This window comes from Pseudomonas fluorescens (assembly GCF_000730425.1).
Lineage (GTDB): Bacteria > Pseudomonadota > Gammaproteobacteria > Pseudomonadales > Pseudomonadaceae > Aquipseudomonas > Aquipseudomonas fluorescens_X.
The window spans coordinates 5,596,770-5,619,158 of sequence record NZ_CP008896.1 but is presented as its reverse complement, the minus strand read 5'-3'; the positions used below and the strand labels follow the sequence as shown (position 1 = coordinate 5,619,158).

Sequence of the window (22,389 nt, the reverse complement as noted above, 5' to 3'; positions counted from 1 at the left end):
ATCCATCCCTTAGAACCAGGTGGAATCCACGGCCAGGCGGAGTATCAATAAGCCCATAGCAGGACATAACAAGAACGAATGCCTAGCAGGAGAGCCGTATGAAGCAGACGCAATACGTGGCCCGCGAGCCCGATGCGCAAGGTTTTATCCACTACCCGCCCGAAGAACATGCGGTGTGGAACACCCTGATCACTCGCCAGCTGAAAGTGATCGAGGGTCGCGCCTGCCAGGAATACCTGGACGGCATCGACAAACTCGGCCTGCCCCATGACCGCATTCCGCAACTGGCGCAAATCAACAAAGTGCTGGCCGAAACCACCGGCTGGCAAGTGGCGCGGGTGCCGGCACTGATCCCCTTCCAGACCTTCTTTGAATTGCTTGCCAGCAAGCAGTTTCCGGTGGCGACCTTTATTCGCACCCGTGAAGAGCTGGACTACCTGCAAGAACCGGATATTTTCCACGAGATTTTCGGCCACTGCCCACTGCTGACCAACCCCTGGTTCGCCGAATTCACCCACACCTACGGCAAGCTCGGCCTCGCGGCCACCAAGGAGCAACGGGTGTACCTGGCGCGCCTGTACTGGATGACCATCGAGTTCGGCCTGGTGGACACGCCTGAAGGTCGGCGCATCTACGGTGGCGGCATCCTGTCGTCGCCCAAGGAGACGGTGTACTGCCTCTCGGATGAGCCCAAGCACCAGGCCTTCGACCCGCTGGAAGCCATGCGCACGCCGTATCGCATCGACATCCTGCAGCCGCTGTATTTCGTCCTGCCCAGCCTCAAGCGCCTGTTTGAAGTGGCCCAGGAAGACATCATGGGCATGGTCGAGCGCGGTATGCAGTTGGGTCTGCACGCGCCGCTGTTCCCGCCCAAGCCCAAGGCGGCTTGAACTGATGCTTTAAAGGCCAGGTGAGCCTGTTCCCTGGCCGCGTGTTGCTTTAGGGTGACGCGACTGGCAACCGAATTCCACATACTCGATTTCAGGAACACCTTTATGACCACCTTGAACCAAGCCCATTGCGAAGCCTGCCGCGCCGACGCCCCGCAAGTCAGCGACGAAGAACTGCCGGTACTGATCAAGCAGATCCCTGACTGGAACATCGAAGTGCGCGACGGCGTGATGCAGCTGGAAAAAGTCTTCCTGTTCAAGAACTTCAAATTCGCCCTGGCCTTCACCAACGCCATGGGCGAGATCTCCGAAGCCGAAGGCCATCACCCAGGCCTGCTGACCGAATGGGGCAAAGTCACCGTGACCTGGTGGAGCCACTCCATCAAGGGCCTGCACCGCAACGACTTCATCATGGCCGCCCGCACCGACGAAGTGGCCAAGGATGCCGAGGGCCGCAAGTGATGCATTTCGCCGCGATTGGCCGGGTGCCTGGTGATCCGATCCTGGGGCTGATGGAGTCCTATGCCAAGGACACCAACCCGCAAAAATTCGACCTCGGCGTGGGCGTCTACAAAGATGCCCAGGGCCTGACCCCGATCCTGCAGGCGGTAAAACGTGCCGAGCAGCGCCTGGTCGAGCAGCAAACCACCAAGACCTACATCGGCGGGCATGGCGACCCGGCTTTCGGTCGCCTGGTCAGTGAACTGGTGCTCGGCGCCGGCTCGGCGCTGCTCAAGGCACAACGCGCCGGCGCCACGCAAACCCCGGGGGGCACCGGTGCCCTGCGCCTTGGCGCCGACTTTATCGCCCACAGCCTGCCCGGCCGTGGCGTGTGGTTGAGCAACCCGACGTGGCCGATCCACGAAACCATCTTCGCCAAGGCCGGGCTCAAGGTCAGCCATTACCCCTACGTGGGCAGTGACAACCGCCTGGACGTGCCAGCCATGCTCGCCACCCTGGCCACCGTGCCCGATGGCGACGTGGTGGTGCTGCACGCCTGCTGCCATAACCCCACCGGTTTCGACCTGTCCCAGGACGACTGGCGCCAGGTGCTGCAGATTGTGCGCGAGCGCCAACTGCTGCCGCTGATCGACTTTGCCTACCAGGGTTTTGGCGATGGCCTGGAGCAGGACGCATGGGCGGTGCGTTTGTTTGCCGAGGAGCTGCCTGAGGTGCTGATCACCAGTTCCTGCTCGAAGAATTTCGGCTTGTACAGCGACCGTGTCGGCGCGCTGATCGTATGCGCCAACGATGCGCAGAAGTTGCTGGATGTACGCAGCCAACTGGCGTTTATCGCACGCAACCTGTGGTCGACACCACCGGATCACGGGGCCGCCGTGGTCGCGACCATTCTCGGGGATACCGCGCTCAAACAACTCTGGAGTGCAGAAGTCGAAGGCATGCGCTCGCGCATCGCGCAACTGCGTTCGGGCCTGGTCGAAGCACTGGTGCCCCATGGGCTGTCCGAACGGTTTGCCCATGTGGGCGTGCAGCGCGGGATGTTTTCCTATACCGGCCTGAGCGCCGAACAGGTCAAACAACTGCGGGAAAAACACAGCGTGTACATGGTCAGTTCCGGCCGGGCCAACGTGGCCGGGATTGATGAGACGCGCCTGGGGCTGCTGGCCGAGGCCATTGCAGACGTTTGTAAGCCCTAAGGCAAAACACCATCCAACATGTGGGAGCGGGCTTGCTCGCGAATGCGGCGGATCAGTGCTGGATATGCTGACTGATACACCGCATTCGCGAGCAAGCCCGCTCCCACATTTTTGACCGAGGCGATCTTCAGCCTGCAACCATCTCGGCCTTGACCTGCGCCTCTTTGGCCTGGGCGTCGGCCAGCCGATACAGCTCGATATGCCCATCCCAGTGCTCGATCAACGCCGTGCACGACTCCACCCAATCCCCGCAATTGAGGTAATCCACCTCGCCCACCTTGCGAATCTCGGCGTGATGGATATGCCCGCACACCACGCCATGCAACTCGCGCTTGGTCACTTCATGGGCGATGGCTTCCTCGAAATCGCTGATAAAGCTCACCGCCGTCTTCACCTTGTGCTTGAGGTACGCCGACAGCGACCAGTAGCCATACCCGTAGCGCGCCCGCCAGTGGTTCAGCCAACGGTTGAGGGTCAGGGTGAATTCGTAGGCCCAATCCCCCAGAAACGCCAGCCAGCGGTGATAGCGGGTGATCACGTCGAACTGGTCGCCATGAATCACCAGCAAATGCCGGCCATCGGCGGTCACATGCACCGCTTCGTCCACCAACTGGATATTGCCCAGGATCAGCTTTGAGTAGCGGCGCAGGAACTCGTCGTGGTTGCCGGTGACGTAGATCACCTCGGTGCCGCGCTTGCTCATGGTCAGCAGGCGACGGATCACGTTGGTGTGGGCCTGGGGCCAATACATGCCGCCGCGCATTTTCCAGCCGTCGATGATATCGCCCACCAGGTAGACCTTGTCGGCGTGGTAGCCCTTGAGGAACTGCGACAGATGTTCGGCCTGGCAGTCCCGGGTGCCCAGGTGCACGTCGGAGATCCACAGGGTACGGACACGTTGCTTGCGGCTGGGTTTGGCGAGCTCGGCGCTGGTCATGGCATACCTCAAGGGTGTTTTCGCCAGCTTGCTCCCGGGCAATTAACAGCCCATGACACTCTTGCGTCAGTCAGATGACAGCGCCCACCGCCCGTCGGGCGGTGTAAACTGCCGGCCTGCCCGGGAGATTGCGATGAGACCGACCCTCACGCTGCGCCATTACACCCACGACCTGATCGCCCATAGCCATGACCACGCGCAACTGGTGTTTGGCCTGGCCGGCCGCCTGGATTTCGAGGTGGAAGGCATCGGCGGCGAAGTTTGCCCGCAAGGGGTGATGGTCCTGCCTTTCTCCACCCATCACAGCTGTGGCAGCCCCCGGGGCAGCCAGTGCCTGGTGCTGGATGTGCCCGACGAACAGTGGGTGATGCACTCGCTGGGCGAGCACGCAGAGTCCAGTCGCCGCCTGCTGGACCAGCCGGCACGGGTGAACCTGGATGCCCGCCAGGGCCAATTGGTCAACTGGCTGGCGAGCAGCGCACTGGATGACCCGCTGATCGCCCAGCAAGGTGCGGTGCTGTTATTGGCGACCCTCAATGGCCAGTCGCCAGCGCACGCGGGCCCGCGGCGCCTGCCTTATGGTGCATTCAATGCACATATCGACCAGCATGCGGCCTACCCGCTGCAAGTCGCTGATCTGGCGCGGCTGGCAGATATGTCCGTCGCCCGCCTGCACGCACGCTTTGTCACCGAATGCGGGCTGACACCCATGGACTACATCCGCAACCGGCGCCTGCACATGGCCCGCGGGTTATTGCGCGACAGCCTCCTGCCCATTGGCGAGATTGCCGCGCGGGTCGGCTATGGTTCACAAAGTGCGTTTGCTGCAGCGATGCTGCGCGAGTTCGGCCGCTCGCCCGGGGCCCTGCGCCGGCTCGACAATGGGCGCTAGTCTTGCGCTAAAACCGGCGATTCGCGCGACAGACACCCCCGCGCACTGCGCTCTAGACTGGATGCCTGCCTGCTGACTGCTTTAAGGACTGTCATGACTCCCCGCACTGCCCTCGGCGCCCTGCACATCGGTGCATTGATGTTTGGCCTTACCGGCGTCTTCGGCAAGCTTGCCGTTGCATCGCCGAGCATTATCGTGTTTGGGCGTGCCGCTTTCGCGGTACTCGCCCTGGTGCTGTTTGCCCGTTTTGCCAGCAACACACCTTGGCAAAAACTGTACCGCGCCGACCTGCGCCGCCTGCTGCTCAGCGGCTTGCTGCTGGCCGGGCACTGGGTGAGCTTCTTTATTGCGGTGAAAGTGGCAGGCGTGGCGATTGCGACGCTGGGATTTGCCACGTTCCCGGCGTTCACGGTGATCCTCGAAGGCCTGATCTTCCGCGAGCGGATTCGCGCCAATGAAATGGTGCTGGTGGTACTCGTCAGCGTCGGCCTGGTGCTGGTCACCCCGGACTTCGACCTCGCCAGCCAGGCCACCAGCGGCCTGATCTGGGCCGTGCTCTCGGGCCTGTTGTTCTCGCTGCTCTCGTTGAACAACCGGGCCAGCGCCAGCATTCCCCCGGTGCAGGCAGCCCTGTGCCAGAACGTGGTGGTCGCCCTGTGCCTGCTGCCCGTCGCAGCTGAAGGCCTCGGCGAAGTGCGCGCCCTCGACTGGCTATGGATCGGCCTGCTGGGGGTGTTCTGTACCGGCCTGGCCCACAGTCTGTTTGTCGCCAGCCTCAAGGTGCTCAAGGCGCGGACCGCCGCGGTGGTGTTCGCCATGGAGCCGGTCTACGGCATCACCGTGGCCTGGCTGCTATTCAGCGAAACCCCGACCCTGCGTATGCTGCTGGGCGGCTCGCTGATCATTGCCGCCATCGTCGTCTCCGGCCTGATGAGCCGCCCCGCCAAGGCCCGACAGCCGGCGGCTGCGGCCTGATCTATACTTTTTTGTATCCGCAACAGTCAGCAGTCGTTCAACGGATACAGACTCCTCGACGACAGCCGTGATCCTTGAAGTTGCTGCATGCGAGTGGTCGCTCCCCTAACGCAATGCAGGAGTTTCACCATGGACATGTTCATCACCCTGATCATTCAGATCATCAGTGGCGCGGTCGGCGGCAACATCGCCGGCCTGAGCAAGCAAGGCCTGGGCTCCGGGCTCAATACGGTACTCGGCGGCGTCGGCGGCCTGGTGCTGGGGCAGATCATCACAGCCATCAGCGGCATGCCCGCCGGCGGGGCGCTGGACGTTGCCGCCGTCGGCAGCAATATTGTCGGCGGTGGCGTGGGCGGCCTGGTTTTGACGCTCGTCGTCGGCTGGATCAAAAACAAGATGGCGGCCAAGTAAACCGCCCGTCACTGCCGGCTCCGCGCCGGCAGTGCCTTTTACTGCACCCGATCGTTGTGCCCCAGGTCGCGCTGTGGATCGATCTGGTCGCGCACCCGCTGCTTGAGCACCTTGGCCTCCGGGAAACCGCCATCGACCTTGCGCTCCCAGATCTGCACACCCTCGCAGGTGATGCGAAACACCCCGCCTGTCGCCGGCTCCAGGGCCACTTTGCCAAGGTCGTCGGCAAACGTGCTCAGCAACTCCTGGGCCAGCCACGCCGCGCGCAGCAACCACTGGCACTGGGTGCAATAGGTGATAACAATCTCGGGCTTGGACGCAGACATAAAATGAAGAACTCCTGAGATGACGAGACCGGTGGATCGGATGGCTATAATACCGGCCTTTGCCGCCCAGCCCCGAGATTGATGATGCGCCGCCTGCTGTCCTGCCTGTTGCTGTGCCTGCTCCCTGTCCTTGCCCAAGCCGTTGAAGCGCCACGCCCGAAGATCGGCCTGGTGCTCTCCGGCGGTGCCGCCCGTGGCCTGGCGCACATTGGCGTGCTCAAGGCCCTGGAAGAGCAAGGCATTCACATCGACGCCATTGCCGGTACCAGCATGGGCGCGGTGATTGGCGGGCTGTACGCCTCGGGCTACAAGATCGACGAGTTGGAAAAGCTGGCACTGAGCATCGACTGGCAGTTGGCGCTGTCCGACGCCCCGCCCAGGGAAGACGTACCGTTCCGGCGCAAGCAGGATGACCGGGACTTCCTGATCAAGCAGAAACTGAGCTTTCGCGATGACGGCAGCCTCGGCCTGCCCCTGGGCGTGATCCAGGGCCAGAATCTGGCACTGCTGCTGGAGAGCATGTTTGCCCACAGCAGCAACACCCGCGACTTCGACAAGCTGCCGATTCCATTCCGCGCCGTGGCCACCGATATCACCAGCGGCGAGAAAGTAGTGTTTCGCAAGGGCCACCTGCCCCTGGTGATTCGCGCCAGCATGTCGATCCCGGCGGTATTCGCCCCGGTGGAACTGGACGGCCGGCTGCTGGTGGATGGCGGCATGACCGATAACATCCCGCTGGATGTGGCGCGTGAGATGGGGGTCGATATGGCCATCGTGGTGGATATCGGCACACCGTTGCGCGGCCGCAAGCAACTGGCGACGGTGGTGGATGTACTCAACCAGTCCATCACCTTGATGACCCGCCGAAACTCGGAGGAGCAACTCAAGGCCCTGCATCCCGGCGACGTGCTGATCCAGCCACCGCTGGCCGCCTATGGCGTGACGGATTTTGGCCGTGCCAAAGACATGATCTACGCAGGCTACCGCGCCACCCGTGCACTGGATGCCCGTATGGCACTCCTGCGCCCGACAGGCTCAGTAGACGCCGAATTGACTGCCGCCCGCACACCGGGCCAGCGCAATCCGACGATCACCGCCATCAAGGTCGAGAACGACTCGAAAGTCGGCGACGACGTGATCCGCTACTACATCCGCCAACCCATCGGCGAACCGCTGAACCTGGCACGCCTGCAATCCGACATGGGCACCCTGTACGGCCTGGATTACTTCGAGCAGGTGCAATACCGCGTGGTGAAAAAAGGCCCGGACAACACCCTGGTCATCAGCGCGCGCGGCAAACGCAGCGGCACCGACTACCTGCGCCTGGGGCTCAACCTGTCCGACGACATGCGCGGCGACAGTGCCTTCAACCTCGGCGCCAGCTACCGCGTCAACGGCATCAACCACCTCGGCGCCGAATGGCTCACAAGGGTGCAGATCGGAGATCGCCAGGAACTGTACAGCGAGTTCTACCAGCCGATGGATACCGGCTCACGTTATTTCGTCGCGCCCTACATCAGGGCGCAGGCGCAGAACGTCGAACTGATCATGGATAACGACCCCATCTCCGAATACCGCCTGGAGCGCTATGGTTTTGGCCTGAACGTCGGCCGGCAGATTGGCAACAGTGGCGAAATCCGCTTCGGCGTCGGCGAAGCCTGGGGCAAGGCCGATGTGCGCATTGGCGATCGCGACTTGCCAAGCGTGAGCTTCAGCGAGGGCTTCTACGAATTGAAGTACTCGTTCGACTCCCTGGACAACGTGTACTTCCCTCACACCGGTGAAGATATCGGCCTGGCCTACCGGGAATTCGAACCCGGCCTGGGCTCCGACCAGCGCTACCGCCAATGGGAGTTCAAGCTGGACAAGGCCATGAGCCACGGCCCGGACACCCTGGTGCTGGGTGGGCGCTACGGACGTACCCTGGATGATTCCGACGTGGTGATTTCCAGCTTCCTGCTGGGCGGTGCGCGGCAGCTGTCAGGGTTCCGCCAGGATGCGATTTCCGGGCAGAACATCAGCCTGATGCGCGCGGTGTACTACCGCCGCCTGACCCCACGCTCGTACTTGCCGCTGGACTTCCCACTGTACCTGGGTGCCTCCCTGGAACGGGGGCGAGCATGGAACAACGACAATGAGTTCGACAGTGGCTACATCAACGCCGCGAGCATCTTCCTCGGGTTTGATACGCCGCTGGGGCCGTTGAACTTCAGCTATGGGTTTAATGATGACAATCAGAAGGCGGTGTACCTGAACCTCGGCCAGACCTTCTAAGAACAACACTTGGCCGAAGTGGAGCAGGCTTGTGTGGGAGCGGGCTTGCCCGCGAAGACGGTGTATCAGTCAAGTATTTATCAATTGACCCTCCGCCATCGCGGGCAAGCCCGCTCCCACATGTTGATCAGCGGCGCAACCGGGTCAGGTCTTTTCCAGATTAGCCAGAATATGCCCATGCACGCGCATGCACACCCGCATATCTTCTTCATCGACCCCCACAAACAGCTCCTGGCGCAAGGCTGTGGCAATGGTCTCGATCTGCTCGATCAATGGCCTGGCGGTATCGCACAGCAGGATGCGTTTGGCACGACGGTCTTCCACCACAGCCTGGCGTTGCACCAGGCCCTGGCTTTCCAGGCTATCGAGCAAGCGCGCCAATGTGGGCCCTTCTACCCCGACACTCTGGGCCAGTTCGCGTTGGGTGGGTGCTTCTTCAAAACGGGCCAGATGCAGCAGCACCAGCCAGCGCGCCTGGGACAACCCCAGCCCCGCCAGGCGGCGATCCAGTTCGGCGCGCCAGCCACGGGACATTTGCGCCAACTGCATGCCAAAGCGGTGTTGATCGGTTAACGGCATAAAAAACTCATGGGTTAGACTGAAAATTAAGTGTGGCTAATTATTAGTCAGCTAAGCATGACCCATGACAGTAGGCAAGGCTTGCAATGTACTGATTCGTTACATTGTCGTAATTGACACATCAAATCTCGAATTCCGACTGCAAAGCGGCCCGTACACAGTACAAAACCCCCTCTGGCACCCGGCCGGTAAACAACGGGGCTATGTCGCTAACCGGTGGCAACTCGCCTTCGCCGTCGAGAAATGCATCCTGGATTTCACCGAGCAAGTCCTCCGGCAAATCAAGGGCCTGCTCCAGGGACAATTGCTGCTTGCCAATGGACTCGGCCAGCAACGTGTAGACGTTCTTTTCTGAACACTGCAATTGCCCCGCGATCTGGATCGGCGTCATGCCTGCGCGGGCCAGGCTGATGAGCTCGTGACGGATATCGGCGACTTCCTTCGGTGCCTCGGCCTGGCCGCCAAGGACTTCCAGGAACGCCTGGCCATAACGCTCCAGCTTGCGCGCGCCGACGCCTCCAACCCTGGCCATTTCCGCCAGAGTGGTGGGCTGCTCACGCAGCATTTCCAGCAAGGTGGAGTCGGGGAATATGACGTAGGGCGGCACGCTGTGCTCTTGTGCCAACTTGCGACGCAAGGCACGCAGGGCTTCCCACTGTTCGCGCTCTTCGCCACGCACCAGTTGGCTGGCCTGGCTGGTGCTGCTGGACTTGGCAGTGGTCTGCGGCTTGAGGTCGCGGCGCAGTTCCAGGCTGACCTCACCCTTGAGCAGCGGCCGGCAACTGTCATTCAGGCGTAAGCCGCCATAGCCTTCCAGGTCGATATCCACTAGGCCGCGGGCGACCATCTGGCGGAACAGCGAACGCCATTCGCCTTCAGCCCGCGCCTTGCCCACGCCATACACCGAGAGGTGCTGATGACCAAAGCTGCGGACTTTTTCGTTGTCCTTGCCCAGCAATACATCCACCAGATGACCGACGCCATAACGCTGGCCAGTCCGGAAGATCGCCGACAGCCCCTGGCGTGCTGGCTCAGTGGCATCCCAGGTCTGCACGCCATCCACGCAGTTATCGCAATGCCCACAGGGCTGGGGCATGTCTTCGTCGAAATAGGCGAGCAGGGTCTGGCGGCGGCAGCGGGTTTCTTCGCACAGCGACAGCATGGCATCGAGCTTGTGCTGTTCCAGGCGCTTGTGACGCTCATCGCCTTCAGAGTTCTGCAGCATCTGCTTGAGCATCACCACATCCTGCAGGCCATAGACCATCCAGGCATCCGCCGGCAGGCCATCGCGACCGGCCCGCCCGGTTTCCTGGTAGTACGCCTCCAGGGACTTGGGCAGGTCCATGTGCGCGACAAAGCGCACGTTGGACTTGTCGATGCCCATGCCAAATGCAATGGTCGCCACCATGATCAGGCCTTCCTCGTTGAGGAAGCGCTTCTGGTGATAGGCCCGCAACTCGTTGGGCAGGCCGGCGTGGTACGGCAATGCGGGATAGCCCTGCTCACAGAGGAACGCGGCCACCTCGTCGACCTTCTTGCGCGACAGGCAGTAGACAATGCCCGCATCGCTGCGCCGCTCGGAGAGAAACGCCAGCAACTGCTTGCGCGGCTGTTCCTTGGGCACGATGCGATAAAAGATGTTTGGCCGGTCGAAGCTGGAGAGAAAACGCTCGGCGTTCTGCAGATGCAGGCGCTCGACGATTTCTTCGCGGGTGCGCTTGTCGGCCGTGGCGGTCAGGGCAATGCGTGGCACATTGGGAAACAGCTCGGCCAGTTGCCCCAGTTGCAGGTATTCGCGCCGGAAATCGTGACCCCACTGGGATACACAGTGAGCCTCATCGATGGCGAACAGGGAGATTTCCAGGCTCTGCAGGAACGCCAGCATCCGGGGTTGCACCAAACGCTCGGGCGCCAGGTAGAGCATCTTTACTTCGCCACGGCGGATCCGCGCCGCCAGGTCGCGTTGCTGGTCGGCGCTCAGGGTGGAGTTCAATGCGGCGGCGGCGACCCCCAACTCTTCCAGGGTGGCCACCTGATCGTCCATCAGCGCGATCAGCGGCGAGACCACCACCGCCAGGCCTTCACGCAACAAGGCCGGCACCTGGAAGCACAACGACTTGCCGCCACCGGTAGGCATCAGGACCAGCGCATCACCGCCGCTGGCCACGCGCTCAATGATCGCACCCTGGCGGCCACGAAAACTGTCGTAGCCGAAGATGTCCTTGAGGACGCGTTGAGCCTGTTCAAGCATGAAAAACTCCAAATTCCACCGAAATCCCTCTGTACAGGCTGGCTGAAAAAGCGCATCTGGCCGGACAATAATCCGTAAGCGAACTTTTCCCGCAACCACATCCGGCCTGCAGGGGCATCACAAAACGCGGCAGTATACCCGAGCCCTTCCCGGCAAAGGGGGCCACTGACGAACAGCGGCCCATCTGAAAACCTTGCAAATGTGCCGTGCGGCTGGCCTGCACGCTCAAGAAGGCCTAGAATTCAGCATCGTTTATTCCCAAGGTAGTCTTTCAATGTCCTTCGCTGAGCAACTAACCCGCCTGCAAGCCTTCCTCGATGCCGATGAGCTGCATGACGAAGCGCTGGACTATGTGGCCGCCCACGGCTACCTGACCGCGCTGTCGATCTGCTCCGAGCCTGTACCTGATCGTGAATGGATCGACGCGCTGTTCGCCGAAGAGCCTCACTACGCAGACGCCGCGCAGCGCGAGGAAATCGAATCCACCCTGTTGGCGCTCAAGGCCCACATCTCTCGCCAACTGGCGTCCGATGAGGAATTCGAGTTGCCATGCGAGCTCGACCTGGGCGAAGAGCCGGACGACTCCGACCTGCGCGGCTGGTGCATTGGTTTCATGGAAGGTGTGTTCCTGCGCGAAGCCGCCTGGTTTGAAACCGCCGAGGAAGAGGTCAGCGAAATGCTGCTGCCGATCATGGTCGGTTCCGGCCTGTTCGACGACCAGCCCGAGTTCGCCGATATCGCCAGCGATGCCAACCTGATGGACGACATGATCGTACAGATCCCGGAAGCACTGACCGCCCTGTACCTGCTATGCAACGCGCCCGACGAAAAACCGGCGATCCTCAAGCCTCGCCATCACTGAGTCCCCTGCCCGTGGCGCCCATGGGCAACCGCTCCCCGATTGTGCGCTACGTTCTGCTGGCCGTTGGCTGGTTGAGCGTGGTGCTTGGGGTGATCGGGATCTTCCTGCCGGTCTTGCCGACTACCCCCTTCCTGCTCCTGGCCGCCGGCTGTTTTGCCCGTAGCTCACCGCGCTTCTACCACTGGCTGGTCAACCACCCGCGCCTGGGTCCATGGATTCGGGATTACCTGGATGGCAACGGCATTCCACTCAAAGGCAAGGTGTACGCCATTGGCTTCATGTGGCTGAGTATCGGCCTGTCTTGCTACCTGGTGCCATTGCCTTGGGCACGCGGGTTCATGTTGACCTGTGCGGTACTGGTCTCGATCTATATCCTGCGCCAGAAAACCCTGCCACCACGGCTGTAGGGGCCGGCTTAGCGGCGATAGCGAACCTCCCATCACCGGCTAGCCGGCCCCTACGCGACCTTCGTCGACACTGACTAACCCCGTGCATCATGCGAGACTGTCGCCCCGGGCCTGGGAATGCCTGGGTGTTCTTATGTCCGGAGTACTCATGACGCTGTCCAGCGGGCTGATCGCCGCCGTTGCCCTGGCCTACATGGCCATTATGTTTGCCATCGCCTTCTACGGTGACCGCCGCCACGCGCCGCTGCCGCCACGGGTACGTGCCTGGGTGTATAGCCTGTCACTGGCGGTGTATTGCACCAGTTGGACCTTCTTTGGTGCCGTAGGCCAGGCCGCCGAACAACTGTGGGCATTTTTACCGATCTACCTGGGCCCCGTCCTGCTTCTGGTATTGGCGCCCTGGGTCCTGCAAAAGATGGTGCTGATCAGCAAGCAGGAAAACATCACCTCTATCGCCGACTTTATTGCCGCGCGCTATGGCAAGTCCCAGTCCCTGGCCGTGGTGGTAGCGCTGATCTGCCTGGTGGGCGTGCTGCCGTACATTGCACTGCAACTCAAAGGCATCGTGCTGGGGGTCAACCTGCTGATTGGCGCCGGCGCCGATGCCACCGGTACGCGGGCCCAGGACACCGCGCTGATTGTGTCCCTGGTGCTGGCGCTATTCACCATTGTGTTCGGTACCCGCAACCTCGATGCGACGGAACACCACCGTGGCATGGTGCTGGCGATTGCCTTCGAGTCCCTGGTCAAGTTGTTCGCGTTTCTGGCAGTCGGTGCGTTTGTTACCTACGGCCTCTACGACGGTTTCAACGACCTGTTCAGCCAGGCGATGCTCGCGCCGAGGCTGGAGGAATACTGGAAAGAGACCGTCAACTGGCCATCGATGGTGGTGCAGACCGGCGTGGCAATGATGGCGATCATCTGCCTGCCCCGCCAATTCCACGTGACCGTGGTAGAGAACATCGAGCCCCAGGACTTGCGCCTGGCCAAGTGGGTGTTCCCGGCTTACCTGGTGCTGGCTGCGCTGTTTGTGGTGCCGATTGCCCTGGGCGGCAAAATGTTGCTGCCAAGCTCAGTGTTGCCGGACTCCTACGTGATCAGCCTGCCCCTGGCCGAAGCCCATCCAGCCCTGGCGCTGCTGGCGTTTATCGGTGGTGCTTCGGCGGCAACCGGTATGGTCATCGTCGCCAGCGTGGCGCTGTCGACCATGGTCTCCAACGATATGCTGCTACCGTGGCTGCTGCGCCGCACCAACGCCGAGCGCCCGTTCGAAGTATTCCGCCACTGGATGCTCTCGGTACGCCGGGTCAGCATCGTGATTATCCTGTTGCTGGCCTATGTCAGCTATCGCCTGCTCGGCTCCACCGCCAGCCTGGCGACCATCGGCCAGATCGCGTTTGCCGCCGTGACCCAACTGGCACCGGCGATGCTCGGCGCGCTGTACTGGAAACAGGCCAACCGGCGCGGCGTGTTTGCCGGCCTGGCGGCAGGTACTTTCCTGTGGTTCTACACCCTGGTGCTGCCCATTGCCGCCCATAGCCTGGGCTGGTCACTGGATATATTCCCGGGCCTGTCCTGGCTGCATGGCAACCCGCTGGGGCTGCCGATCACGCCACTGACCCAAGGGGTGGTGCTGTCTTTGGCCGGTAACTTCACCCTGTTTGCCTGGGTGTCGGTGCTGTCGCGCACACGCGTGTCGGAACACTGGCAGGCCGGACGCTTTATCGGCCAGGAAACCAGCCAGCGCGCCAGTGCCCGTTCCATGCTGTCGGTGCAGATCAATGACCTGTTGAGCCTGGCGGCGCGCTTTGTTGGCGAGGAACGGGCGCAACAAAGTTTCATCCGCTTCGCCTACCGCCAAGGCAAGGGCTTTAACCCCAATCAGAATGCCGACAACGACTGGATCGCCCACACCGAACGGCTGCTGGCCGGCGTACTGGGGGCCTCATCGACGCGAGCGGTGGTGAAAGCCGCAATTGAAGGCCGCGAAATGCAGTTGGAGGATGTAGTCCGTATCGCTGACGAAGCCTCTGAAGTGCTGCAATTCAACCGTGCGCTGCTACAAGGTGCAATCGAGAACATCACCCAAGGCATCAGTGTGGTGGACCAGTCCCTCAGGCTGGTGGCCTGGAACCGCCGCTATCTGGAGCTATTCAACTACCCCGACGGCCTGATCAGCGTTGGCCGGCCGATTGCCGACATTATTCGCTACAACGCCGAACGCGGCCTGTGTGGCCCAGGCGAAGCCGAAGTGCATGTGGCGCGGCGCCTGCACTGGATGCGCCAGGGCCGGGCGCATACATCGGAACGACTGTTCCCCAACGGCCGGGTGATCGAACTGATCGGCAACCCGATGCCAGGTGGCGGGTTTGTCATGAGTTTCACCGACATCACCGCGTTCCGCGAGGCCGAGCAGGCCCTGACCGAAGCCAATGAGGGCCTGGAGCAGCGGGTTACCGAGCGCACCCATGAACTGTCGCAACTCAACGTCGCCCTGACCGATGCCAAAGGCGTGGCCGAGTCGGCCAACCAATCGAAAACCCGCTTCCTTGCCGCCGTCAGCCATGACCTGATGCAACCGCTGAACGCCGCACGACTGTTCTCCGCCGCCCTCTCCCACCAGAGCGAAGGACTGTCCGGCGAGGCCCGGCAACTGGTGCAGCATCTGGACAGTTCGTTGCGTTCGGCCGAAGACCTGATCAGCGACTTGCTGGATATCTCACGCCTGGAAAACGGCAAGATCAACCCGCAACGCCAGCCATTTGCCTTGAGTGAGCTGTTCGACACCCTGGGCGCGGAGTTCAAGGTACTGGCCCAGGAGCAAGGCTTGCGTTTCCGACTGCGCGGCAGCCGCTTGCGCATCGACAGCGATATCAAGCTGCTGCGGCGGATCCTGCAGAACTTTCTGACCAACGCTTTCCGTTATGCCCACGGCCCGGTACTGCTGGGTGTGCGACGTCGGCGCGGTGAACTGCGCCTGGAGGTGTGGGACCGTGGCCCGGGTATTCCTCTGGATAAACAGAAGGTGATTTTCGAGGAATTCAAGCGCCTGGATAGCCACCAGACCCGTGCCGAGAAGGGACTGGGTCTTGGCCTGGCAATCGCCGATGGGCTGTGCCGCGTGCTCGGTCACCGCTTGCGCGTACGCTCCTGGCCAGGCAAAGGCAGCGTGTTCAGTGTCAGTGTGCCGCTGGCCAAGACCCAGACCCGCCTGCAGGTGCAGGCCACGGCAGAAAAGGGCATGCCGCTGAGCGGTGCCCAGGTGCTGTGCGTGGACAATGAAGACAGCATCCTGATTGGCATGCGCAGCCTGTTAAGCCGTTGGGGTTGCCAGGTCTGGACCGCACGCGACCAGGCGCAATGCGCGGCGTTGCTGGCCGAAGGCATGCGCCCGCAATTGGCGCTGGTGGATTACCACCTGGACCACGGCGAAACAGGTACCGAGTTGATGGGCTGGCTGCGCGCGCAGTTGGCAGAGCCGATCCCAGGGGTGGTGATCAGCGCCGACGGCCGGCCGGAGAGGGTGGCCGAGGTGCACGCGGCGGGGTTGGACTACCTGGCCAAGCCAGTGAAGCCGGCGGCGTTGCGAGCGCTGCTGAACCGGCATTTACCGTTGTAATCAGCCGCGCATCCGATCAAATGTGGGTGCTGCGTTTAGTCAGGGAGTTGCACCACGCCATCTTCGTCGGTCATCGCCTTCTCCAACAGATCGGACGGCAAGCCTTTGCTCGCGCGCGCGCCCAGCAGCTTCAATTGCTCGACGCGACTGACCAGATTTCCGCGACCATCGGTAAGCTTATTGCGTGCCGCACTGTAAGCCTTATCCAACTGCTGCAGGCGGTTGCCCACTTCATCCAGGTCCTGGATAAACAGCACGAACTTATCGTACAGCCAGCCAGCACGTTCGGCGATTTCCCGGGCATTCTGGCTTTGCCGTTCCTGCTTCCAAAGGCTGTCGATCACCCGCAGGGTCGCCAGCAAAGTGGTCGGACTGACAATCACGATATGGCGGTCGAAAGCCTCTTGGAACAGATTCGGCTCCGCCTGCAACGCTGCCGAGAACGCCGCTTCGATAGGCACGAACAGCAACACGAAATCCAGGCTGTGCAGGCCTTCCAGACGTTTATAGTCCTTGCTGGCCAAGCCTTTGACATGGTTGCGCAGCGACAGCACATGCTGTTTGAGGGCGACCTGGCCGATCATCTCGTCATCGGCCGCCACGTACTGCTGATAAGCCGTCAGGCTGACCTTGGAGTCCACCACCACCTGCTTGTCGCCCGGCAGCATGATCAGCACATCCGGCTGGAAACGCTCACCATCCGGGCCCTTGAGGCTGACCTGGGTCTGGTACTCGCGGCCTTTCTCCAGACCGGCATGTTCCAGCACCCGCTCCAGAATCAACTCGCCCCAGTTGCCCTGGGTTTTCTGCCCTTTAAGGGCGCGGGTCAGGTTGGTGGCTTCGTCCGACAGGCGCAGGTTCAATTGCTGTAGGCGCTCCAGCTCCTTGGCCAGGGAAAAGCGCTCCCGCGCCTCGTTCTGATAGCTTTCCTCCACGCGCTTTTCGAACGACTGGATGCGTTCCTTCAACGGGTCAAGCAATTGCCCGAGGCGTTGCTGGCTGGTCTCGGCAAACCGCTGCTCGCGTTCGTCGAAAATTTTCCCCGCCAGTTCGGCGAACTGCGCACGCAACTCATCCCGTGAGCCTTGCAGGTCGTTGAGGCGTTGTTGATGGCTGTCCTGTTGCTCACGCAGTTCGGCACGCAGGGAGGCCGACAAAGCGTCTAGGCGGCGTAGCTCGCCTTCCTTGGCAGAGCGCTCGATGTTCCAGGCATGAGCGGCATCACGGGCGTTATCACGATCGATCTGCAGCAGTTCGACCTCCCGGCGAACAGCCGCCAGGTCCGCCTGCTTGGCGGCATTGGCCTGGCTCAGGTCGCTGATCTCATCACGGCTGGCGTCCAGTTGCGCAGCCAGCCCTTCCTGGGCCATCTGCGCGGTGGCCAGGCGCTCTTCCAGCAGCTCCCAGCCGGCGCTGCGTGCATTCAGGCGGCGCTGGATCTGCCAGCACAGGACCAACAGAGGCAACGCCGCAGCGGCGAGGCCCAGCGCAACACTGGTCCAGTCAAAAGCCATAGCCATTCCTGCCATTACGGTAAAAGAGGAAGGTTAACCAAGCACGCGCTTCGTGGACAGCTCAGTCTTTGATCTGGCCCAGTTCACGCTGGGCGCCAAGGTCGCCGGCACGGGCGGCCTGGCGCAGGAGGTCATGGCCGATGCGGCGGTCCCGGGCATTGCCGCACTCGCGACACATCAACAGACCCAGGCGGCTCTGAGCCACGACCACCCCTTCACGGGCCGGCTGCTTGAGCAAGCGCCCGGCGAAATGCTTGATATTGGGGTTATCGCCAATGCGAGGGTTATCCAGCAGCCACAAGGCGACTTTCAAAGAGAAACGCTTGGGCGTGGTAACACTGGGAGGGTTGTCGGTAACAGAAGGTGATACTGAGCGAAACTTCATAAAGCACTGTAGGGCAGAACGGAAGGCGCGCCACTCTACTCCTTTTTTCGTACGGGTAAAGCTGAAAAAACCCTGCACGCCCGTTCTAGAGCAAGCGCTTGGGACAATCCACAGAAGCTGTGGATAACTCAGTGGACAACCATGCTTTAACGCGCTCAAAGGCCCATGGAGCGGGGGCCGCGCTTAAACTGACGATTTTTTCACCAATAAAAAAAAGCCAGATTTTTCATTGACTTAAATTTTTGATGCAGGCATCCGAGGGGCCATCCGGCTGCGCCCCAACCCGGTGACACACTGCGCAACCAATGTGCACAACTGCCTGCCTGGAGATCGTATCCCTGCTGTTTTGTGGCCCAGAACCGTGGCAAAACGTTACGGGTGACACACAAGCGTCACTTTTCAAACGCCACCGGGCTCGCCACACTGTTTGCCCTATTGCAAGGAGGGACGCCGTGTCATGAGAGGAATTCTGGTGTTCGCACTGCTGCTGCTCGCCATTTGCGTGATTTCCCTGGGGATCAATGCCGTGCTGCCCTCCCCTGATGGCGCGCTGTTTGCCATCGCCATCCTGTTGTCAGCCGCATTCACAGCAGTCAGCCTGTGCATCGAGCTGGGTGACGGGCGGGTCAACGACATGGGTGATGTGATGAGCGTGATCGAAACCGGCCAATCCCTGCGCCTGACCCTAGCCGCCTACGCGCTGGGCTGTTCGTTGGCTGCCGCAGCCACGGTGCTGATTTATCGCGGGCTTATGGGCGGTTGATTGAAATATTTTCGCTAACACACTTGCTTTACCCGTTTCAAGCTATTACTATCCGCGGCGTTAGTACCAAGCTGAAAGTCAATTCTGGTCGAACAAATCCCCGCGACGTAACTTCCCTGAAGAGAAGTTCTGTCAATCTTGATGGGATCGACCACCTCGATGGTTTCCAGGTATCACTTGCGACGACACTGCCTTTGAACAATGCAAAGGGTGTCGCGAAGTTTCCATACTCTGACCGAACCAACCTGCAAATTGATCAGGATCTTCACCCTGGGCCCAGAACCTTTGCCCCTGTTGTGTTGCCTGCCCTCCTAAGTACCTACCTGCCAGCCCAAGCGCGCCAAACTATTCAGCGCTTCAAACTGGCTGCTTTGTTCCAGTCGGGTTCTTCGCATGATCAATGGTGATCAGCGTCACTGGAACGTTTTAACGTTGCACGGTTCTTATCCGTGTCATTTGTAGGAACACCAATAATATGTCCACTCAAATCCATACTCAGGATGCCATTCGCACCCTAACCAATGCTTTTGCTCCAATGAACTGCCTGATCATGGCCGCTCGCAAAGGCTGCTTCAGCTTCACCCTGGTCAACGAACACGGCATCGCTCGTCACAGCGAACGCCTGTACCCCGATCAATACTCCAGCGCAGAGCCGCTGCAGGCCGTGATCGAGCGTACCCGTCAGGCCCTGGTTGCCTGATTGACCCGACGCTGAACATCGAAAACCCTGCCCGCAAGGCAGGGTTTTTTATTGCCCGCGATTCGGGTTTCTGTCGGCTTCCTTTAGGCCAAACCGATATAACGTCTATAACCACCAAACAGAAATATTTTAAAAACAGTCCTTTACATCGTAAATCTGACACTACACTTCAACTCAGGCGGCCTGTTCCGCCTCCGGCGAGCCTGAGATCCGACCCACCGCTGCCAAGCCCCCCCCTTCTCAGGCCTCGTCGACCACTTTCAAGGTTTCGAGGGTTTTATGGGCATTGCCGCCGGCGAATTGTGTCGCTACGTGATCCGACCCACGCTGATTTACCTCGGTCGCCACAGCCAGACCGCAGAAACCCTGCTGCTGGGGGTTGCCGCCAGCCAATCGGAACTGGGCTCTGCCTTGCATGACCGGCGCGGCCACGGCCTGTATCGCATTACCGAGTCACGTCACAGAGCCCTGTGGGACAACTATCTGGCCCGTGACCCGGAACGTGCCAGCCTGGTGCGGGGCCTCGCAAGCCAGCACGCCTTCCTCAGCGGGCCGCAGTTGGAACTGACGGTCAACCTGCGCTACGCCACCGCTATTGCCTGGTTGCTGGTGGAGCAACATCGTCCCGAACTGCCCCGACCCGACGACCTGCTGGCCATGGCCCGTATCTGGAAAGAAATATTTCACCCCCAGGGCCGGTTGCGCGATTACACGCAGGCTTGGCAAACCTGTGTAAACCCAATGAATCAGGTCGCCTGCTGATCGGGCACTTTGCAAGATTCGGCAAAAACCCGCAAATTTGGTCGGATTGTCCTACAAAACCGCTCTATCTCCTACGTTACAGCCTATAGCGCTCAGTCAATTTTATTGCTACTTTCCGCAGCGGTGATCACCTCGGAGTTCTAATAATGAAAAAAGTAATGCTCAAGACCACACTTAGCCTTGCCGTTGCCATGGCCTCTTCCCAACTGTTCGCAAGCGGCTTTGCCCTCAACGAACAGAGCGTCAGCGGGATGGGTACCGGTTTCGCCGGCCGATCTTCTTCTGCCGATGATGCAAGTACCGTTTTTGGCAACCCTGCCGGTATGGCTCGCCTTGAAGGCCAGCAAATATCGGGCGGTGTTGCCGCAATTGATGCATCCACCGATATCAGCCAAGTCAGTGGCAATACCAATACCCGCGGTAGCAACAAAGGCGATATGGTGCCTTTCACTGCCGTTCCGTTCGGTTTCTATACCAACAAACTCAATGATCAATGGGCAGTCGGTTTCGGTGTCTATGCCCCGTTCGGTCTGGTCACTGACTACGAACGTGGCTTCCAGGGCCGCGGCTTTGGCAGCAAGAGCGAAGTGAAGGTCATCACCTTCCAGCCGACTGTCAGCTACGCCTTCAACGACCGGGTGTCCGTAGGTTTCGGTCCGACCTTCAACCGCATCGCCGGTACATTGGAGTCGGACGTTTCGCTGCCGCAAGTGCCTAACGCCGTCAACAACATCAAGATCAAGGGTGACGATACTGCCCTGGGCTTTAACGTTGGCGTGCTGGTACAAGCCACCGACACCACCCGCGTGGGCCTGACCTACCACTCGAAAGTGAAGTACAAGCTCGAAGGCCACACCGAAGTCTCCCCAGGCACCGGCGTTCCAGGCCAGCTGCTGCGCGGCAACCGCTATGACGCTTCGCTGAAGATCGACACCCCTGAATCCTGGGACCTGTCGGTGACCCAGGACATGAACGATGCCTGGAAGCTGTATGCCGGTGCGACCTGGACCCGCTGGAGCCGCCTGAAAGACATCACCGTCAACAACGAAGGCGTGACAGCCGGCAATGGCGGCGGTGCAGCCCCAGCACTGGTGGGTACCATCAAGGAAGACCAGAACTGGCACGATACCTGGGCTTACGCAGTCGGTACGTCGTACCAGTTGACCAAGCAAGTGGTAGTGCGTACCGGCCTGACCTTCGACCAGTCGCCAACCAACAACACTGATCGTTCGCCACGTATCCCTACCGGCGACCGGACCATCTTCAGTGTTGGCCTGGGCTACGCAGTCATGGATAACATGACCATCGACCTGGCCTACTCGTACCTGCAGGAAGAAGCTGTCAAGGTCCGTCGCTCCAACCAGTTGGGCCAGACGTACAACGCCAAGTACGAAAACAGCGCCAACGGTTTCGGCCTGGGCATGACGTACAAGTTCTGATCCAACGCTGCATAAAAAACCCGCTCTCCTGTGAAGGAAGCGGGTTTTTTATAGGTTGGCTGACAGGCCGCCTTCGCCAAGCCGGCGCCTACAAAGCCAGTGCCCGCTCTACGGCCTCGATCAGTTCCGGACTGTCCGGCTTGGTCAGGCTGGAGAAACTGGCGACCACCTTACCTTGGCGATCCACCACGTACTTATAGAAATTCCACTTCGGCGCATTGCTCTGCTCGGCCAGGACCTTGAACAGGTGTGCCGCATCGGGCCCCCTGACCTTCTGCGGCTCGGTCATGGTGAAGGTCACGCCGTAGTTCACATAGCAAACCTTGGCGGTCTCCTCGCCGGTCTTGGCTTCCTGCTTGAAGTCGTCGGAGGGCACGCCAATCACTTCCAGGCCATCGCCCTTGTAGCGCTGATACAGCGCCTCCAGGCCTTTGAACTGCGGGGCGAACCCACAAAAACTGGCGGTGTTGACGATGACCAGGGGCTTGCCGGCAAAACGCTGGCACAGGTCGATGGATTCCTTGGCGCGCAACTTGGGCAATTGGCCTTCGAGCAACGGCGGGCAATCGGCGGCCATGGCGACACCGCCAAAAGCCACCATCAGGGCAGGTACTGCGAGCCAGCGCATCAACATGTTGGGTGTCCTTGCACAAAGTCAGGCAAACAACTTAACAGATCGCCATACCCAGCTGCATCAACGCCAGCCCGCTGCTCTGCCACCCCCACCAGGCCAGCAGCAACAGCG

21 protein-coding genes are annotated in these 22,389 nt (G+C 60.9%); 14 read left to right on the top strand and 7 right to left on the bottom strand.

Annotated elements, in window-relative coordinates:
* Positions 1-98: 98 nt before the first annotated feature.
* From phhA to HZ99_RS25205, 3 genes are all read left to right on the top strand, one after another.
* Entirely contained in the window at positions 99-890 is a 792-nt protein-coding gene (gene phhA / locus HZ99_RS25215) for a phenylalanine 4-monooxygenase (protein WP_038446939.1), read from the top strand.
* A gap of 105 nt (positions 891-995) precedes the next feature.
* Positions 996-1,352 carry a 4a-hydroxytetrahydrobiopterin dehydratase gene (locus HZ99_RS25210; RefSeq protein WP_017134918.1) on the top strand — a complete coding sequence of 119 codons (357 nt, stop codon included), beginning with the start codon at positions 996-998 and terminating at the stop codon, positions 1,350-1,352.
* Positions 1,349-2,548: an amino acid aminotransferase gene (locus HZ99_RS25205; RefSeq protein ID WP_162473192.1), complete on the top strand. Its 1,200-nt coding sequence runs from the start codon at positions 1,349-1,351 to the stop codon at positions 2,546-2,548. The genes HZ99_RS25210 and HZ99_RS25205 overlap by 4 nt, the downstream gene beginning before the upstream one ends.
* 127 nt (positions 2,549-2,675) lie before the next feature.
* Here HZ99_RS25205 and HZ99_RS25200 read toward each other — a convergent pair whose 3' ends face one another.
* Positions 2,676-3,485 (bottom strand): UDP-2,3-diacylglucosamine diphosphatase, encoded by an 810-nt coding sequence (locus tag HZ99_RS25200; RefSeq protein WP_038446934.1) that lies wholly within the window; start codon positions 3,483-3,485, stop codon positions 2,676-2,678.
* 133 nt (positions 3,486-3,618) lie between these two features.
* On the opposite strand from HZ99_RS25200, the gene HZ99_RS25195 reads away from it, so the two are divergent.
* The 3 genes from HZ99_RS25195 (at position 3,619) to HZ99_RS25185 (ending at position 5,763) form a co-directional block, all read left to right on the top strand.
* Positions 3,619-4,377, top strand: a complete 759-nt coding sequence (locus tag HZ99_RS25195; RefSeq protein ID WP_038446932.1) for a helix-turn-helix transcriptional regulator — start codon at positions 3,619-3,621, stop codon at positions 4,375-4,377.
* 93 nt (positions 4,378-4,470) lie between these two features.
* Complete coding sequence (locus HZ99_RS25190; protein ID WP_038446929.1) at positions 4,471-5,352, top strand: DMT family transporter; 882 nt, start codon at positions 4,471-4,473, stop codon at positions 5,350-5,352.
* 129 nt (positions 5,353-5,481) lie between these two features.
* On the top strand, positions 5,482-5,763 hold the full coding sequence (locus HZ99_RS25185) for a hypothetical protein (RefSeq protein ID WP_038446927.1): 282 nt from the start codon (positions 5,482-5,484) through the stop codon (positions 5,761-5,763).
* Between the two features lie 38 nt (positions 5,764-5,801).
* Here the strand turns inward: HZ99_RS25185 and HZ99_RS25180 are convergent, their stop codons facing one another.
* Positions 5,802-6,089, bottom strand: a complete 288-nt coding sequence (locus HZ99_RS25180; RefSeq protein WP_038446925.1) for a SelT/SelW/SelH family protein — start codon at positions 6,087-6,089, stop codon at positions 5,802-5,804.
* A gap of 84 nt (positions 6,090-6,173) precedes the next feature.
* Here HZ99_RS25180 and HZ99_RS25175 point away from each other — a divergent pair, with 84 nt between their 5' ends.
* Positions 6,174-8,363, top strand: coding sequence for a patatin-like phospholipase family protein (locus HZ99_RS25175; RefSeq protein ID WP_038446923.1), 2,190 nt, complete (start codon positions 6,174-6,176; stop codon positions 8,361-8,363).
* Between the two features lie 144 nt (positions 8,364-8,507).
* Here HZ99_RS25175 and HZ99_RS25170 read toward each other — a convergent pair whose 3' ends face one another.
* The gene (locus tag HZ99_RS25170) at positions 8,508-8,942 is read right to left on the bottom strand and encodes a MarR family transcriptional regulator (RefSeq protein ID WP_038446921.1); all 435 of its coding nucleotides are present in this window, start codon (positions 8,940-8,942) and stop codon (positions 8,508-8,510) included.
* Positions 8,943-9,063: 121 nt separating this feature from the next.
* Positions 9,064-11,193, bottom strand: a complete 2,130-nt coding sequence (gene recQ, locus HZ99_RS25165) for a DNA helicase RecQ (protein ID WP_038446919.1) — start codon at positions 11,191-11,193, stop codon at positions 9,064-9,066.
* A 274-nt stretch (positions 11,194-11,467) separates the two neighbouring features.
* Here recQ and HZ99_RS25160 point away from each other — a divergent pair, with 274 nt between their 5' ends.
* The 3 genes from HZ99_RS25160 (at position 11,468) to HZ99_RS25150 (ending at position 16,081) form a co-directional block, all read left to right on the top strand.
* Positions 11,468-12,055, top strand: coding sequence for a YecA family protein (locus tag HZ99_RS25160; protein WP_038446917.1), 588 nt, complete (start codon positions 11,468-11,470; stop codon positions 12,053-12,055).
* A gap of 20 nt (positions 12,056-12,075) precedes the next feature.
* Positions 12,076-12,462, top strand: coding sequence for a YbaN family protein (locus HZ99_RS25155; protein ID WP_038446915.1), 387 nt, complete (start codon positions 12,076-12,078; stop codon positions 12,460-12,462).
* Between the two features lie 148 nt (positions 12,463-12,610).
* Positions 12,611-16,081 (top strand): PAS domain-containing hybrid sensor histidine kinase/response regulator, encoded by a 3,471-nt coding sequence (locus HZ99_RS25150; protein WP_038446913.1) that lies wholly within the window; start codon positions 12,611-12,613, stop codon positions 16,079-16,081.
* A 35-nt stretch (positions 16,082-16,116) separates the two neighbouring features.
* Here HZ99_RS25150 and rmuC read toward each other — a convergent pair whose 3' ends face one another.
* A complete protein-coding gene (gene rmuC / locus HZ99_RS25145) occupies positions 16,117-17,481 on the bottom strand; it encodes a DNA recombination protein RmuC (protein ID WP_181883245.1) in 1,365 nt (454 codons plus the stop codon).
* A 175-nt stretch (positions 17,482-17,656) separates the two neighbouring features.
* Positions 17,657-17,980, bottom strand: coding sequence for a sel1 repeat family protein (locus tag HZ99_RS25140; protein WP_038446909.1), 324 nt, complete (start codon positions 17,978-17,980; stop codon positions 17,657-17,659).
* Between the two features lie 457 nt (positions 17,981-18,437).
* Between HZ99_RS25140 and HZ99_RS25135 the strand changes: the two genes are divergently transcribed.
* From HZ99_RS25135 to HZ99_RS25120, 4 genes are all read left to right on the top strand, one after another.
* Entirely contained in the window at positions 18,438-18,743 is a 306-nt protein-coding gene (locus tag HZ99_RS25135; protein WP_038446907.1) for a hypothetical protein, read from the top strand.
* A 475-nt stretch (positions 18,744-19,218) separates the two neighbouring features.
* A complete protein-coding gene (locus HZ99_RS25130) occupies positions 19,219-19,443 on the top strand; it encodes a hypothetical protein (protein WP_007898912.1) in 225 nt (74 codons plus the stop codon).
* 279 nt (positions 19,444-19,722) lie between these two features.
* Positions 19,723-20,205, top strand: coding sequence for a hypothetical protein (locus HZ99_RS25125; RefSeq protein ID WP_038446904.1), 483 nt, complete (start codon positions 19,723-19,725; stop codon positions 20,203-20,205).
* A gap of 146 nt (positions 20,206-20,351) precedes the next feature.
* The gene (locus HZ99_RS25120; protein ID WP_038446902.1) at positions 20,352-21,644 is read left to right on the top strand and encodes an OmpP1/FadL family transporter; all 1,293 of its coding nucleotides are present in this window, start codon (positions 20,352-20,354) and stop codon (positions 21,642-21,644) included.
* An 88-nt stretch (positions 21,645-21,732) separates the two neighbouring features.
* Here the strand turns inward: HZ99_RS25120 and HZ99_RS25115 are convergent, their stop codons facing one another.
* Positions 21,733-22,278: a glutathione peroxidase gene (locus HZ99_RS25115; RefSeq protein ID WP_038446900.1), complete on the bottom strand. Its 546-nt coding sequence runs from the start codon at positions 22,276-22,278 to the stop codon at positions 21,733-21,735.
* Positions 22,279-22,389 lie beyond the last annotated feature (111 nt).

Excerpts from the sequence above, each read along its gene's own strand:
- phhA (WP_038446939.1), top strand. The coding sequence starts at position 99 with ATGAAGCAGACGCAATACGTGGCCCGCGAGCCCGATGCGCAAGGTTTT.
- HZ99_RS25210 (WP_017134918.1), top strand. The coding sequence starts at position 996 with ATGACCACCTTGAACCAAGCCCATTGCGAAGCCTGCCGCGCCGACGCC.
- HZ99_RS25200 (WP_038446934.1), bottom strand. The coding sequence starts at position 3,485 with ATGACCAGCGCCGAGCTCGCCAAACCCAGCCGCAAGCAACGTGTCCGT.
- HZ99_RS25195 (WP_038446932.1), top strand. The coding sequence starts at position 3,619 with ATGAGACCGACCCTCACGCTGCGCCATTACACCCACGACCTGATCGCC.
- HZ99_RS25190 (WP_038446929.1), top strand. The coding sequence starts at position 4,471 with ATGACTCCCCGCACTGCCCTCGGCGCCCTGCACATCGGTGCATTGATG.
- HZ99_RS25185 (WP_038446927.1), top strand. The coding sequence starts at position 5,482 with ATGGACATGTTCATCACCCTGATCATTCAGATCATCAGTGGCGCGGTC.
- HZ99_RS25180 (WP_038446925.1), bottom strand. The coding sequence starts at position 6,089 with ATGTCTGCGTCCAAGCCCGAGATTGTTATCACCTATTGCACCCAGTGC.
- HZ99_RS25175 (WP_038446923.1), top strand. The coding sequence starts at position 6,174 with ATGCGCCGCCTGCTGTCCTGCCTGTTGCTGTGCCTGCTCCCTGTCCTT.
- HZ99_RS25170 (WP_038446921.1), bottom strand. The coding sequence starts at position 8,942 with ATGCCGTTAACCGATCAACACCGCTTTGGCATGCAGTTGGCGCAAATG.
- recQ (WP_038446919.1), bottom strand. The coding sequence starts at position 11,193 with ATGCTTGAACAGGCTCAACGCGTCCTCAAGGACATCTTCGGCTACGAC.
- HZ99_RS25160 (WP_038446917.1), top strand. The coding sequence starts at position 11,468 with ATGTCCTTCGCTGAGCAACTAACCCGCCTGCAAGCCTTCCTCGATGCC.
- HZ99_RS25155 (WP_038446915.1), top strand. The coding sequence starts at position 12,076 with ATGGGCAACCGCTCCCCGATTGTGCGCTACGTTCTGCTGGCCGTTGGC.
- HZ99_RS25150 (WP_038446913.1), top strand. The coding sequence starts at position 12,611 with ATGACGCTGTCCAGCGGGCTGATCGCCGCCGTTGCCCTGGCCTACATG.
- HZ99_RS25140 (WP_038446909.1), bottom strand. The coding sequence starts at position 17,980 with ATGAAGTTTCGCTCAGTATCACCTTCTGTTACCGACAACCCTCCCAGT.
- HZ99_RS25135 (WP_038446907.1), top strand. The coding sequence starts at position 18,438 with ATGAGAGGAATTCTGGTGTTCGCACTGCTGCTGCTCGCCATTTGCGTG.
- HZ99_RS25130 (WP_007898912.1), top strand. The coding sequence starts at position 19,219 with ATGTCCACTCAAATCCATACTCAGGATGCCATTCGCACCCTAACCAAT.
- HZ99_RS25125 (WP_038446904.1), top strand. The coding sequence starts at position 19,723 with ATGGGCATTGCCGCCGGCGAATTGTGTCGCTACGTGATCCGACCCACG.
- HZ99_RS25120 (WP_038446902.1), top strand. The coding sequence starts at position 20,352 with ATGAAAAAAGTAATGCTCAAGACCACACTTAGCCTTGCCGTTGCCATG.
- HZ99_RS25115 (WP_038446900.1), bottom strand. The coding sequence starts at position 22,278 with ATGTTGATGCGCTGGCTCGCAGTACCTGCCCTGATGGTGGCTTTTGGC.